The organism is Streptomyces sp. DG2A-72 (genome assembly GCF_030499575.1).
Taxonomy (GTDB): Bacteria; Actinomycetota; Actinomycetes; order Streptomycetales; family Streptomycetaceae; genus Streptomyces.
The window spans coordinates 871,131-885,017 of sequence record NZ_JASTLC010000001.1; the positions used below are offsets into that span (position 1 = coordinate 871,131).

At 70.6% G+C, this 13,887-nt stretch carries 14 protein-coding genes; 7 read left to right on the forward strand and 7 right to left on the reverse strand.

The annotated features are described in order from the left end of the window. The first annotated feature begins 50 nt into the window (after positions 1-50). Positions 51-857, forward strand: coding sequence for an SAM-dependent methyltransferase (locus tag QQY66_RS04395; protein ID WP_301977701.1), 807 nt, complete (start codon positions 51-53; stop codon positions 855-857). 41 nt (positions 858-898) lie between these two features. After that, entirely contained in the window at positions 899-1,600 is a 702-nt protein-coding gene (locus QQY66_RS04400) for a CPBP family intramembrane glutamic endopeptidase (RefSeq protein ID WP_301977702.1), read from the forward strand. Between the two features lie 63 nt (positions 1,601-1,663). Here QQY66_RS04400 and QQY66_RS04405 read toward each other — a convergent pair whose 3' ends face one another. The 3 genes from QQY66_RS04405 to QQY66_RS04415 all read right to left on the reverse strand — a co-directional run bounded on the left by QQY66_RS04405 (position 1,664) and on the right by QQY66_RS04415 (position 3,194). After that, positions 1,664-2,131 (reverse strand): DUF6069 family protein, encoded by a 468-nt coding sequence (locus tag QQY66_RS04405; RefSeq protein WP_301977704.1) that lies wholly within the window; start codon positions 2,129-2,131, stop codon positions 1,664-1,666. Between the two features lie 162 nt (positions 2,132-2,293). Then, positions 2,294-2,470 carry a hypothetical protein gene (locus tag QQY66_RS04410; RefSeq protein ID WP_301977705.1) on the reverse strand — a complete coding sequence of 59 codons (177 nt, stop codon included), beginning with the start codon at positions 2,468-2,470 and terminating at the stop codon, positions 2,294-2,296. A 310-nt stretch (positions 2,471-2,780) separates the two neighbouring features. Further along, positions 2,781-3,194, reverse strand: coding sequence for a helix-turn-helix domain-containing protein (locus QQY66_RS04415; RefSeq protein ID WP_301977706.1), 414 nt, complete (start codon positions 3,192-3,194; stop codon positions 2,781-2,783). A gap of 73 nt (positions 3,195-3,267) precedes the next feature. Between QQY66_RS04415 and QQY66_RS04420 the strand changes: the two genes are divergently transcribed. The 3 genes from QQY66_RS04420 to QQY66_RS04430 all read left to right on the forward strand — a co-directional run bounded on the left by QQY66_RS04420 (position 3,268) and on the right by QQY66_RS04430 (position 6,011). Then, entirely contained in the window at positions 3,268-4,107 is an 840-nt protein-coding gene (locus QQY66_RS04420; protein ID WP_301977707.1) for a class I SAM-dependent methyltransferase, read from the forward strand. A gap of 111 nt (positions 4,108-4,218) precedes the next feature. Further along, on the forward strand, positions 4,219-4,929 hold the full coding sequence (locus QQY66_RS04425; RefSeq protein WP_301977708.1) for a ThuA domain-containing protein: 711 nt from the start codon (positions 4,219-4,221) through the stop codon (positions 4,927-4,929). Next, on the forward strand, positions 4,899-6,011 hold the full coding sequence (locus tag QQY66_RS04430) for a Gfo/Idh/MocA family protein (RefSeq protein ID WP_301977709.1): 1,113 nt from the start codon (positions 4,899-4,901) through the stop codon (positions 6,009-6,011). Before QQY66_RS04425 ends, QQY66_RS04430 begins: the two co-directional genes overlap by 31 nt. A 12-nt stretch (positions 6,012-6,023) precedes the next feature. Here QQY66_RS04430 and QQY66_RS04435 read toward each other — a convergent pair whose 3' ends face one another. Continuing rightward, positions 6,024-7,502, reverse strand: a complete 1,479-nt coding sequence (locus tag QQY66_RS04435) for a glutamate-cysteine ligase family protein (protein WP_301977710.1) — start codon at positions 7,500-7,502, stop codon at positions 6,024-6,026. 232 nt (positions 7,503-7,734) lie between these two features. On the opposite strand from QQY66_RS04435, the gene QQY66_RS04440 reads away from it, so the two are divergent. Beyond that, a complete protein-coding gene (locus QQY66_RS04440; protein WP_301977711.1) occupies positions 7,735-8,103 on the forward strand; it encodes a hypothetical protein in 369 nt (122 codons plus the stop codon). Between the two features lie 63 nt (positions 8,104-8,166). Here the strand turns inward: QQY66_RS04440 and QQY66_RS04445 are convergent, their stop codons facing one another. Beyond that, positions 8,167-8,952, reverse strand: a complete 786-nt coding sequence (locus tag QQY66_RS04445; RefSeq protein WP_301977712.1) for a polysaccharide lyase family 7 protein — start codon at positions 8,950-8,952, stop codon at positions 8,167-8,169. A 276-nt stretch (positions 8,953-9,228) separates the two neighbouring features. Here QQY66_RS04445 and QQY66_RS04450 point away from each other — a divergent pair, with 276 nt between their 5' ends. After that, entirely contained in the window at positions 9,229-11,136 is a 1,908-nt protein-coding gene (locus tag QQY66_RS04450) for a serine/threonine-protein kinase (RefSeq protein ID WP_301977714.1), read from the forward strand. Positions 11,137-11,151: 15 nt separating this feature from the next. Here QQY66_RS04450 and QQY66_RS04455 read toward each other — a convergent pair whose 3' ends face one another. Both QQY66_RS04455 and QQY66_RS04460 read right to left on the reverse strand, forming a co-directional pair. After that, positions 11,152-11,940, reverse strand: coding sequence for an FHA domain-containing protein (locus QQY66_RS04455; protein ID WP_301977715.1), 789 nt, complete (start codon positions 11,938-11,940; stop codon positions 11,152-11,154). Between the two features lie 122 nt (positions 11,941-12,062). Then, positions 12,063-13,844, reverse strand: a complete 1,782-nt coding sequence (locus QQY66_RS04460; protein WP_301977716.1) for a serine/threonine-protein kinase — start codon at positions 13,842-13,844, stop codon at positions 12,063-12,065. Positions 13,845-13,887: the final 43 nt, after the last annotated feature.

The window sequence follows — 13,887 nt, forward strand, 5'->3', positions numbered from 1 at the left end:
CCCGGCCACGACCTGCCCGACGCCCCCACGTACCACACGAAAGGGACAGGATGACCAACCCCCACGCCGCCCGGGACATCGACACCAGCAGGCCCCACTCTGCCCGGATGTACGACTACTACCTCGGCGGCAAGGACCACTTCGAGGTGGACAAGAAGGCGGCCGAGACCGTGGCGGCGGCCTACCCCGGCATCTTCGTCTGCGCCCGCGAGAACCGCGCCTTCATGCACCGCGCCACCCGCGTCCTCGCCCAGGAGCACGGCATCCGCCAGTGGCTGGACATCGGCACCGGCATCCCCACCGAGCCGAACCTGCACCAGGTGGCCCAGTCCGCGGTCCCCGAGGCCCGGGTGGTGTACGCCGACAACGATCCCCTCGTCCTCAAGTACGCCGAGCGCCTGATGCGCAGCACGCCCCAGGGCCGCACCACGTACATCGAGGCCGACGTCAACAGCCCGGACGCGCTGCTGAGCGCCCCCGAGCTGGCCGAGGTCCTCGATCTGGACCGGCCCGTGGCCCTGTCGCTCAACGCCCTGATGCACTTCGTCACGGATGCCCAGGACCCGTACGGCATCGTGAACCGTCTGCTGGCCGCTCTCCCCTCGGGCAGCGCGCTGGCCCTGAGTCACTGCACCCCCGACTTCGACCCGGACACCTGGCAGAAGGTCACCGACATCTACACGAACGCCGGCACGCCGGTGCAGTTCCGCGCCCAGAAGGACGTCGCCCGCTTCTTCGACGGCCTCGACCTGCTCGAGCCCGGCATCACGGTCGGCCACCGCTGGCGCCCGGACGACGAACCCAGCGCCTCGGACGCCGAGGTCAGCCTGTGGACCGGGGTGGGCGTCAAGCCGTAACTGTGCGGCGGGCAGCACCGCTGTGGTGGATTCTGTAGCCGATGCCGATCGTATGTGCCGTTGCCGTCCTGGCCGTCGCGAACCTGCTCAACAACTGGCTCGCGCGGAACCCCGTCATGTACGTGATCACCTGCGTGACCGCCACGGCCGTCCTGCTGATGATCGCCCGCTGGGACGGTCTCACCCCGGCCGAGCTGGGACTGGACAAGGCGGGGATCCGCCGAGGACTGCGATGGGCCCCTGTCCTGGCCGGAGTCGTGCTCCTCGTCCTGCTTCTCGCCCTGGCCGTTCCGGCGGGCCGGGAGGCGTTCCGGGACGCCCGGGCGGCCGACCTGTCCGTGGGACGGCTGCTGTGGGGAGTGCTGGTACGGGTGCCGTTCGGCACCGTGCTGCTGGAGGAGACCGCGTTTCGTGGCGTGCTGTGGGCCATGATCCGGCGCCACCGCGGCACCGTGTGGGCCACGACGGTGTCATCGCTGCTGTTCGGGCTCTGGCACCTGCTGCCCTCCCGCGGCCTCAACCGCTCCAATGCCGCTGTCGGCGCGGCCTTCGGAGAGGGCTCGGCGGCCGTGGCGGCAACCGTCGCCGTGGCCATCGTCGTCACCGCCGTCGCGGGGGTCGTCCTGTGCGAGCTGCGCCGCCGCTCGGGCAGCCTGCTGGCGCCTGTGGCCCTGCACTGGTCGGTCAACGGCTTCAGCTACGCGCTCGCCTGGGCGGCGGCGCGGTGGTGGCTCGACAGCTGACAGCCCCGCCCTCGGTGGATTCCTGAGGGCAGGGCTGGTCGGGCGGCTTCGGCCTCGGCTGAGTCACCGGGTCCGGCGGGCAAGGCGCCGGGCAAGCAGGGGAATGATCACGGCGGCGGCCACGACGTGCGACACGGCGAGGACGATCTGGGTGGAGGTGGCCGTGTGCGGGGCGGCGGCGGGGCCGACCAGGGACAGCGCGGTGAGCGCCACCGTGATCACCACGAACGTACGAGCCGGCCGCTTGGCCCAGCGAGCGAGGACCACGGCCAGGACGATCCCGGCGATCGCCCAGAACAGCACGCCGCCGACGAAGCCGCCCACCGGGATCTCCGCGGCCTCCTTCTCGCCGGGACTGGCCGCCTCCATCGGGACGCCCGCCGCCCGGCAGACGAGGGCGAACACCTCGGTCACGACAGCGCCCGCGAGGGTCGCCAGGACACCCACCAGCCACACGGGGCGCGTGTCGGCAGAGCGGGTCGTGGACGGGGACTGGGCGAGGGCCTGGGTCTGGGGCGCGGTCACGCTCATGGGAATGTCTCCTGTTCGGGCTCGGTATGCCTTTCATGGAGGTAGACCACGCGACACCACAGAACTAAGCGGTCACCGGGGCACGTTCTGAAAAGACCCGTCGTTGAAGGTGCTGGCGCTCCAGGGATTGTCATCCGCGGGCAACGATCGGGTCGTTGCCCCTCAGAGGGCGTAGCGGACGAGCCACTCGTCCTCGTTGTACGCGTCTCGCGCCGGATCCGGCGCCGTGGCCGGCCGCTCCTCGACCGTGTCCTCCAGGCGAACCCGGTCCGGCAGTGCGCCGAACCGCGCCCGGCGCGCCGTCTCGGCAGCGCCCACGTTCGTCTCTTCCTGGATCATCTGGTCCTCCCCGTTTCGAGCCTCACCCGTCCAACTCCTGGCGATACGGCGATGTTCCCCAGAGATGGGGCTGCCGCGGGCGAAGCCTGGGCCCGTCACACATGGTGTGCGCCTGGACCGGTTCGGTCCGGACGACGCCGTCCGCCTACCGGCTCCGGGTGCGCCGGCGGCCGACGCTCACCCCGGACCGCAACTGCCCCTGAAGCACCCGGAACTGGACCAGCGACCGCGGTCCGCTGCCGGAGCGTGCCCGGATCGAGCGGCTCCTCGATCTCCCTGCGCGGGACTGGACGCGGCAGGACACCTGGATTCACAGTGGTCGCCGAGCCCGCTTCCTCGACACGGCGGCCTTGAGGAGGCGACGGAAGGTGGGGCATTCCATGTGGCTCGGCGCGGGGCAGGCGGCGGCGTGCCGCAGGGAGTCACGCAGGACGGCCAGTTCACGGATCTTCCGGTCCAGCTCGTCCGCCTTGGCCGCGAGCATCTGGCGGTCGATGCGTGGCTGCCCGTCCGGGGCGAACATGTGCGCGATCTCGTCGAGCGAGAACCCCGCCGTGCGGCCCATGGCGATCAGCGCCAGGCGCTCCAGTACGCCGGGGTCGTACTGGCGGCGCAGGCCCCGTCTGCCGACCGAGGCGATCAGCCCTTTCTCCTCGTAGAAGCGCAGCGTCGAGGCGGGGACCCCGGCGCGCTGCGCCACCTCGGCGATGTCCAGGTCTGTCACCCCTTGACTTCAAGTCCGCTTGAAGTAGAACGCTGTCATCCCGGCCCGACGAAGGCAAGCAGAGGAGACGATCATGGACGTCACGCGCAGGACCGACGAACAGGCGGCCCGTTGGAGCGGTGCCTCCGGCCACGCCTGGGTCGAGGCACAGGCGGTGCTGGACGAGCTGCTCAGGCCTTATGAGGACCTGCTCGTCGAAGCGGTGTCCGCCGAGCGCGGCGGCCGTGTGCTCGATGTCGGCTGCGGCACCGGCAGCACCACGCTGGCCGTCGCACGACGCCTCGGGCCGGCGGGCCACTGCGTCGGCATCGACATCTCGGAACCGATGATCACCGCTGCCCGGGCACGCGTCGAGCGGGAGGGCACACCGGCCTCCTTCATCCACGCCGACGCACAGGAGCACCCGTTCGAACCAGCCACCTTCGACACCGTCATCTCGCGCTTCGGCGTCATGTTCTTCAACGACTCCGTCCGCGCCTTCGCCAATCTCCGGCGCGCCGCCCGGGACGGGGGCGAGCTGCGGTGCATCGCGTGGCGCGGCCCCGCGGAGAATCCGTTCATGACGACCGCCGAACGCGCCGCGGCACCGTTCCTGCCGAACCTCCCCGCCCGCCGTCCGGACCAGCCGGGGCAGTTCGCCTTCGCGGACCGTGACAGGGTCCAGCGCATCCTGGAGGAGAGCGGGTGGACCGGGATCGACATCCGGCCGATCGATGTGGAATGCACCCTGCCGGAGAGCGAACTGGTCCCTTACTTCACCCGCTTCGGTCCTGTCGGCCAAGTTCTGCCCGAGGTGGACGAGCAGACCCGGGCCCAGGTCGTCGAGACGGTCCGCGCCGCCTTCGCCCCCTTTGTACAAGGCGCGGAAGTCCGCTTCACCGGGGCCTGTTGGTTCATCAGCGCCCAAGCCTGATGTCGGGGCCGGTGCTCGCGAAAAGTTTCGTGTATCCACCATCCCTTCTCCGGGCACGGGCGGTTGACGCATAGTGATGGCGCTGTTCTACGGGCCCGACGAAGGAACCAGATGACGCGGAAGAACGCCCTGATCGTCCGAGGCGGATGGGAGGGGCACCAGCCGGTCAAAGCCACGGAGCTGTTCCTGCCCTTCCTGGAAAGCAGTGGATACGACGTCCGGATCGAGGAGTCGACCGACGTGTACGCCGACACCGCCGCGATGGCCGGCACCGATCTCGTCGTGCAGTGCGTCACGATGTCGGAGATCACGGCCGAGCAGCTGGCGGGACTGCGCGCGGCGGTCGAGGCCGGCACCGGATTCACCGGATGGCACGGCGGCATCGCCGACTCGTTCCGCGCCTCCTCGGACTATCTCCACCTGGTGGGAGGGCAGTTCGCGACCCACCCGGGCAAAGAGCCCTGCGAACGCCGGGGTGTTCAGGAGGACAACTACCTTCCCCACACCGTCACCCTCACGGAACTCGGCCGCGAACACCCCATCACGGCCGGCATCGAGGACTTCGACCTCTGCACCGAGCAGTACTGGGTGCTCCACGACGACCTCATCGACGTACTGGCCACCACCACCCATCCCACCCGGCCGTGGCAGCCCTGGGACCGACCGGTCACCTCACCCGCGGTCTGGACCCGCCGCTGGGGCGCCGGGCGGATCGTGGTGACGACACCGGGGCACAGCCTCGACGTGCTGGAGAACCCGAACGTCCGCACCGTCATCGAGAGGGGCATGCTGTGGGCGACGCGCACCGCATCGGCGTCATAGGGCTCGGCGTCATCTCCCGCGCGTACCTGGACACACTCGCCGGCCATCCCGCCGTGCGCCTCACCGCGGTCGCCGACCTCGACGCCTCCCGGTCGGCCGCTGTCGCCGCCGAACGGCCCGGCGTCGAGGCGCTGACCGTCGAGGAGTTGCTGAGCAGCCCGGACGTGGACACGGTGCTGAACCTCACTGTTCCCGCCGCGCACGCCGAGATCGCTCTCGGCGCCATCGGACGCGGGAAGAACGTCTACGGGGAGAAACCCCTGGCCGCCGAGTTCGTCGACGCGCACGCCGTGCTGGAGGCCGCCGCGAAGGCCGGTGTCGGTGTGGGGTGCGCCCCGGACACCGTCCTGGGCACCGGCATCCAGACGGCGCGGGCCGCGGTGGAGGCGGGAAGCATCGGACGGCCCCTGTCCGCCTCGGCGGTCATGGTCACCCCGGGGCACGAACGCTGGCATCCGCACCCCGACTTCTACTACACCGCCGGGGGTGGCCCGCTGCTGGACATGGGCCCGTACTACCTCGCGTCCCTGGTCCACCTGCTGGGTCCGGTGCGTGCCGTGATCGGGGCGGCCGGCCGACTGCGCGCCGAGCGCGTGATCGGCTCCGGGCCGCGCGTGGGCGAGCGGATCCCGGTCGAGGTGGACACCCATGTCTCCGGTGTCCTGGAGCACGCGAGCGGGGCCCTGACGACGCTCACGACGAGCTTCGACGGCGTGGCCACCACCGCCGCGCCGATCGAGATCCACGGCGAGACGGGGACCCTCACGGTCCCGGATCCGAACCACTTCGACGGCGAGGTGCGGCTCCACGAACTCGGCGGCACACAGTGGCGCCCGCTCCCGCCGTCGGCGGGCTACGCCGCCGGCGCACGCGGCATCGGCCTGCTCGACTTCATCGCCGCCGACGGACAGCGGGCGCCCCGCGCGAACGGTGATCTCGCCCTGCACGTGCTGGAGACGATGAGTGCCCTGCTCCGCTCGTCCGCCGAGGGGCGGCGCATAGAGCTGACCACATCGGCAGAGCCGCCCGTCCTGGTTCCGCTGACGGCCACGGCGGAGTGGAGAGGATCGGACGCTCCATGACGCCGACGCGCGTCAGTCCACGGGCCACGTGTGCGCGGGCGCGTTGAGGTGCATGTAGTCCATGTACGTCGTCGTCATCTGCCGTAGCGCCTCCCGCCGGTCCGAGGCGAGGCCCTTCTGCAGGTGGTGCACCGTCTCCGCCTGCCACAGGGCGCCGTTGCGGGCGGTGACACAGCGCTGCTCGATGATGCCCAGCATGGGTTCACGCCAGGTCGCGTCCAGGCCGGCCAGCTCCAGGCCGCGATGGGCCAGCGGCAGCAGGCGCCGCAACACCAGTTCCGTGACCGGCACTTCGCCCATGCCGGGCCAGTACAGACGGGCGTCGATGCCGTCACGGGCCGCGGCGTGGAGGTTCTCCTCGGCGACCGTGAAGGACATCCGTGTCCAGACCGGCCGGTCCTCGTCGACCAGGGCGCGCGTCAAGCCGTAGTAGAAGGCGCCGTTGGCGATGACGTCGGCCACGGTGGGGCCGGCGGGCAGGACCCGGTTCTCGATGCGCAGATGCGGCCCGCTGTCGGTGACGGCGTAGACGGGGCGGTTCCAGCGGTAGATCGTGCCGTTGTGCAGCGTCAGTTCGCCCAGTTGCGGCACGCCTCCCGCGTCGAGCGCCTCCTGCGGGTCCTCGTCGTCGCACAGCGGCAGCAGCGCCGGGTAGTAGCGCACGTTCTCCTCGAAGAGGTCGAAGACGCTGGTGATCCAACGTTCTCCGAACCACACGCGCGGTCGTACTCCCTGGGCCTTGATCTCCTGTGGGCGGGTGTCGGTGGCCTGCTCGAACAGGGGGATACGGGACTCGCGCCACAGTTCCCTGCCGAAGAGGAAGGGCGAGTTCGCCGCCAGGGCGATCTGCACGCCCGCGATGGCCTGGGCCGCGTTCCAGTAGTCCGCGAACTCCTTCGGGTCGACCTGGAGGTGGAACTGGGTGCTGGTGCAGGCCGCCTCGGGGGTGATGACGTCGGCGTACATCGACAGACGCTCCACGCCGTCCACCCGGATCCGCAGATCCTCGCCCCGCGCCGCGAAGATCTGCTCGTTGAGCAGCCGGTACCGGGGATCTCCGGAGAGGGCGGCCTCGCCCACGTCCGCCTCCCCCAGCGTCGGCAGAATGCCGATCATGATCAGGTGCGCGCCCACGGCCGAGGCGCGTTCCTCGGCGTGGTTGAGCGCGTCGCGGATCGCCTGTTCCCAGGCGCCGGGGCCGCCGGCCGTCAGTCGCCGGGGCGGGATGTTGATCTCCAGGTTGAAGCGGCCCAGCTCGCTCGACCAGGCGGGGTCGGCGATCGCCTGGAGGACCTCCGTGTTGCGCATCGCCGGCCGCCCGTCACCGTCCACCAGGTTGAGCTCTATCTCCAGCCCGACCTGGGGGCGCTCGCTCTCGAAAGCCGACTCGCGCAGCATCTGCGCCAGCACATCGAGGCAGGTGTGCATCTTCTCCCGGTATCGACGCCGGTCCTCCCGCGTGAACACAAGGGCCGGCACATCACGTCCCATCGTGTCCTCCCGAGTTCCCTCGGCGGATACCTGTGCTCCCAGCGTCGCACCTCCGGCGGAACCGGGACAGTCAGCCCAAAGCCGCAGTCCGTGCGGAGGCCGCACATCGCCTCGTCGATCACAGAGCGTGCTCGTCCGCAGCGCACACGGTGAGCTTGCCCGGGAGGGGTCCCGGGGGCGGCCGGTTAGAAATGCCGGGCGGGTTCCCCCTCGACGACAGGAGGTCCAACTGATGAGCACGAGTATGCGCCGACGCGCCGCGACGACCGCCGTGACACTGACCATGGCGGGCGCACTGGGGTTCGGGGTGATGACGCCGACGGCGTCCGCCGCGCCGGGGCCCTGCTATGACGGACGGTGCAACATCACCGTGAAGGCCCCCAAGACCATCAAGGTCAACGCACGGAAGTTCGGGTTCGGGAAGCTGAAGGTCACCAGCGTCAGCTCCCGTGCCGTCAAGTTCTCGGCCACCTCGGGCGGGACGCACCTGAGCGGCAGCACCAGCCCGGGCGGCACCGTCAAGTTCAACAACCTGAAGATCTGGGTGAAGTCGGTCTCCGGCAGCAAGGCCAAGCTCGGCCTGTTCCCCACCCGGTCCTGACCTTGATGCTGAACCCCGGCGCCGTCGACCGGCGCCGGGGTTCGTTTCCGCACCACCGTGATGTCAGGAGTGGGTGACCTTGATGCCGGAGATGCGGACCTCGCCGTAGTTCTTGGCGCTGCACGGGTCGGAGTTGTCGCAGTTGGCCTGCGTGTAGGCCCCGGCCTTGAAGTAGTTGGTGTCGCCGTCGTGGGAGATCGTGGTCTCCAGCTGCCCGTTGTAGTACACGTCGATCTTCCCGTCCTCCGCCACGAACTTGGCCTCGAACTCCGTGCCCAGTTCATAGTCGTCGGTGACGAGGTGATGGTGGCGATCGTCGCCCTCGGTGACGTAGAGGCTGCTGCCTTCGAGACGGAAGACCGTGACGTCGTCGTCCCCGCCGTGGACCTGCGCGCCGACCAGGTACGGCCTCTCCTTGGGCAGGGCCATGAACGCCTCGTCGACCACGAGCGTGTGGGTGCCCTCTGTCGTGGACCACTCGGCCTCGTCCTCGCCGCCGTCGGTCATCTCCCGCAGTTCGGCGCGCGGATAGCTGGAGCCCCCGGTCGTCACGCCGTTGACGGCGGCCCGGAACCGGACCGCGTCGCAGTCGCCGCTGACCCGGAACCACGGGGACGCGGAGAAGCCCTTCAGCTGGGGCTGGGTGATCTCGGTGGGGTCCTCGTCCTCGCCGGTGGGCAGGGTCAGCTTCCAGTCGCTCAGGTCGAGGACGTCGGACGGGGCTGCGCACTGGGCGGCCGCCCGCTCCTGCGCCGCCGCCGGAGCGGCGGGCTGCGCGGACAGCGTGAGCGCGGCGGTCGACACAGCCGTGACGACGCCCGCCAGCACGTTGGTCGGAGTGCTTGGCATGGAGGGTTTCCTCCCTCTCTCGGATGCTCGGTTCTGGCCGTCCCGTACGGTATGGGTCGTCGGCGGGACGGGTCCCGAAGCACCTCCGCTTCACTGTCGACCATGGCCGAAAGCCCCAGCCACCCCACCTCCCTCCCCCTCATCGCCTCTACGCTTGCGTGCGACTGATGGAGGCTCTGGGTAGACACTGCGTACGGCCCGTCCGGCGCAGTAAGTTCGATCCGTGCGCACGGCCGCGGTCGTATGCGTTCTGGACTCGAACGAGGGGGAAGATCCGTGCGTTCCGGGGACGAGTTTGCCGGTCGCTATGTGCTGAGGGAGGTCATCGGCGCGGGGCGGAGCGGTGACGTGTGGCTGGCCCACGACTCGGTGGTGGGACAGGACGTCGCGCTGAAACCTGAGCGGGTCGACGAGGACCGCGAGACCGCGGTCCGACGCCTGCTGGGCGAGCCGCGCGCCATGGCCAAGTTCCGCGACCATCCGCACGTGGTGACCCTGTTCGACGTCGTGACCGTGCCGGCGGACGGCGAGGGGTCGGACACCTACTGGTTCGTCATGGAGTACGTTCCCGGCGGCGGCCTGGACCGACTGCCCCCGGTCTCTCCGGTGCGGGCCGCCCGCATGGGTGCCCAACTCGCCGACGCGCTCGCCGCGTTGCACGAAGCAGGCATCGTCCACTGCGACGTCAAGCCCGCCAACATCGGCCTCAGCCGCCGCGGTGCGGCGAAGCTGCTGGACTTCGGCGCCGCGTACCGGGTCGGCGGCACCGACACCATCACGGCCAACGGACCCTTCAGCTTCACTCCGGACTACGCCGCCCCCGAGCTGGCGCGGGGCAATGTGCCTCGGCCCGCCTCGGATGTGTTCTGCCTGGCCACCACCCTGTACGCGCTGGTCACCGGTTCACCCCCGCGCGGCGGCGAGACCGAACAGGACGGTGACCGCTGGGAGGACGGGGACTCGCAGGACACCGACCGTCTGCGGTACTGGAAGGCCGAGCAGGGCGTCGTCGAGATGGACGCCGACGCCGTGGGACCGCTGTACCCCGTGCTCACCGCCATGCTGCAGCGCGACCCCCGGCAGCGCCCCGACGCCGTCGAGGTCAAGCGGCTCCTGGAAGCCGTCGCCGGACCGGAGTCGGACACCACGCAGGACAGCGCCCGGCGCCCGTACCGGCGCGGCCGGCTGCTCGCCGCGGCTCTCGGCCTCAGTGCCGCGCTGGCGCTGGGGCTCATCGCCCTCCCCGACGACGGGGACGGCCGGCCCGCCGCCGACGGGACCGACCCGAGCCAGGGGGCGCAAGGCGCCGCCAACGCCAAAGCGTCGGCCCTGATCGGCGATCCGCACACCGCCGACGTGTGCGCCCTGGCCGACCCCGACGCTCTCGACCAGTTCGGCACCGCCAAAGTCGACGTGGACTACGGGAACTTCGACCGCTGCGACATGCTCGTGAGCGTCGACGACAAGACCCGGATCGATGTGTCGATCCAGCTGCGCCGGGGCTCGCCGCCCGAGACGTCGAAGCCCTCCAGCACCATCGGGAGGATCGGCATCCGGGAGGAGGAGGCGGAGAGCGACGAGTGCAAGCTGCTGCTGACATCCGACGGCGACACCGAGGACACCCTCGTCGGAATCCGCGTCAACATGGGCGACGGGTCCGTGAACGGCGGCAACGCGACGCTGTGCACGGTCGCCAACAAGGCCGCGGAGAGCGCCGCGAACATCCTCGACAAGGGTCCGGTCCCCCGTCGTGACCCCGGCTACAAACGGGCGTCACTGGCGTGGGCGAACGCCTGCGAACTGCTCGACGCCAAGGCGCTCTCCGTCGTTCCCGGCCTCAAGGTCGACGTACCGGTCGTCGGGGTCGCGGACTGGAGCTGCGAGTGGTCGAGCGATGTCGACGGCCTGGACACGGAGATCGCCTTCTTCCGTGACCAGCCGAGGTCCGCGGCGGACGGCGCCGACGAGGTCACGCTCAGCGGATACCGCACGGTCATCGAGCCGGGCGACGACGGCGACGCCTGTTCTGCCTTCGTCGAGTACCGCCAGTACAGCGGCCAGGACGCTGAGACGGCCGCCGAGATGGTGCGCCTGGACGTCGGCGGCGAGCGCTCCACGGACCAGCTCTGCGGGATGGCCACCCGACTCGCCGGCTCCGCCGCCACCGCACTCCGCGCGCAATGACCCGGAGGGCGGGGCTCAGGGCGCGGAGTCCGGCCAGGTCGCCTCGTCCTCCATCAGGTCCAGGTCCGGCGGGACGAGTGTGGTGGACTCGACCAGCCCCTTGAGCAGGTTGTGCAGCAGGCCGTTGTCCGCGGGGCGGCCCTGCGCCTTGTCGTGCATCAGCGGGTACTTGAAGCCGGTGCGGTCCAGGCGGCGGCGTACGGCCTCCACGCGGTACTCGATCTTGCGCTCGTTCCAGCGCGCGTCCGGGCACAGATACGCCAGCTGCTTGGCCGCCATCGCATAGGTCAGAGGGCGCGGATCCTCCTCGTAGAGCAAGTACCGCTGGCCGAGCACGACCAGGAGCAGCCGTTCGTCGTCGTCGAGCGCCCAGGTCTCCGGCCGCGCGGTCTCGGCGCGCCGCCGCGACACCGGCCCCTGGTCGTCGTGGCTCGCCACATACAGCTCGACCAAGTGCTCACGGTAGCCGGAGCCCTTCACGAACAGGGGCGTGTAGCCGGTGGCGAGCGGGATCGGCTCGGAGGTGAGGTGCATCATCCGGCCCCGGGGCAGCCGGACGAGCTGCTGTCCGATGTTGCGCAGCCACCAGTACCCCTGGCGATACGTCAGCTCGCCGTGCCGGCGGCTCACCCGCAGGTCGTCCACGCCGACGCCCAGGTCCACGTCCGGCTTCTCGCCACGGCCGAAGGAGACCGTCAGGCCCGGCCGGGGCGGGGCGCTGAGGTCGCCGGTGACCGAGCGCACATGCAGCGTGCCGGGCTGGGTGGGCGCGACTCCGCGCGCCAGGCTGGCGGAGGGGGTCATCGCGGTTCTCCTTGGATCGGGGGCGTTCTCGACACGCGTACGGGCGCAGTTACAGGATCCGGCATCACCTCCGGGACCCCTCCCCAAAACGCCCCCGTATAAAAGGAGCGACGGCCTGTGGGTCAGTACGCCGGTTTCAGCGCTCCGCCGGGGAGTTGCTTGCCGTCCTCCCGGGCGACACTGCACAGCACATGGCGGAAACCGGCCTCCCACTCCTCGTCCGTGGAGTACCAGCCCCACATCTCGTGTCCCTCCCCGCGGGCCCAGTTGACGCCGTACTTCTCCTGGCACAGGTCTCCCTTGTCGACGCTGTCCGCCGAGCCGTCGCCCGAGGCCCAGGTCCAGCCGACGATCTGCTCATGGTGGGGCTCGTCGCAGTTCACGAGGGTGTCGGTGACCGTACCGTCGTCCTTCTCCTTGGAGTTGATGCAGTCCCCCGGGCCCAGCTGGGTGACGTACACCTGGTCGCCGAACTTGCGGAAGTGGCCGAGCGGGCCGCCGATCGTGGCGTTCTTCAGGAAGAGCAGACAGGCCGCGGCCGGCGGCTCGCTCTGCCCGGTCTCGGGCATGAGGACGTACAGCAGCGGGTCGGCCATGGTGCCGCGCAGCTCCGCGGTGCGCCGGGTGCACTCGCTCCGTACGTCCTCGGTGCCGTCCGCCGCGACCGTGGTGATGACCTGTCCCTCGGGGTCGTCGTCGTAGCAGTCGACGAGCTTGAGGCCGGGCCGTCCCTTGTAGTCCTGGTCCTTCCAGTCGGCGTCGACGCACTGGCCCGGCGTGAGCTCCTCGCGCAGCCGCACCTGCTTGCCGTACGGGTATGCGCCGCGGGTGATCGACGGGGAGGGAGTCGCGACGGCCTTCGCCTTGACGTCGGGCGTCTTCACGGCGTCCCCGGGGTCGTGGAACGTGGTGGCGCCCAGCGCGAACCCTGCGCCGCCGACCAGCACGGCGGCGAGCGCCAGCACCACGGTGGTGCGCCCGGCCGGCGTACGGGAGGCGGGGGTGCGGGGTTCCTGTGTCTCGCTCGCGGACGGCTCGGGCAGCGGGACGCTCGCCGTCCCGGTCGCTGCCGCTTCGGCGAGCAGTTCGGCCGCCTCCGCAACCGGTATACGGTCCGCCGGGTCCTTCGCCAGCAGGCCCATGATCACGCGGCTGAGCGGTTCGCTCGCCCGCTGCGGCACGGAGGGTTCCGTGTTCAGTGCGGCGAGGAGGGTGGCATCGAGCGTGTCCCGCTCGAAGGGGGCGGTGCCCTCGACGGCGGCGTAGAGCGTGACGCCGAGCGAGAACAGGTCGGACGCGGCAGTCGCCTCACCGCCGGACAAACGCTCCGGAGCCACATAGCCCGGCGTACCCACGACCATGCCGCTCTGGGTGATCCGGGTCTCGCGCAGCCGCAGCGAGATGCCGTAGTCCGTGAGCAGGACCCGGCGGTCGGCGACGCCCGAATGGTCCGGCGCCAACAGGATGTTGGAGGGCTTCACATCACGGTGGATGATGCCGAGCCGATGCCCGGCACAGAGCGCGTCGAGCGCGGCGGCCCCGATCCGGGCCACTTCGTCGCTCGGCAGCGGGGCGCGCTCCTTCAGTACGGCGCTCAGGTCGCGCGTCCCCGGCAGGTACTCCATCACGATCCACGGGCGGTCGTCGGCCTCCACGACGTCGTACACCGTGATCACGTTCGGGTGCTCGCGCAACTGCGCCGCCTTCAGGGCCTCCTTGCGGCCCCGGCCGGCGGGGTCGCCGAGGGCGGCCTCCGAGGTGTGCGGTACGTCGATCTCCTTGACCGCGACCTGCACCCGCAGTTCCTGGTCCTCGGCCAGCCACACGCTTCCGCCACCGCCGGAACCCAGCCGCTGCCGCAGCCGGTACCGCCCGGCGATGACCTGCTCCCGCTCCCCTGCCACCAGCGTCTCTCCCCTCGGCCGTACGCGCGCCACGTCACAGAGC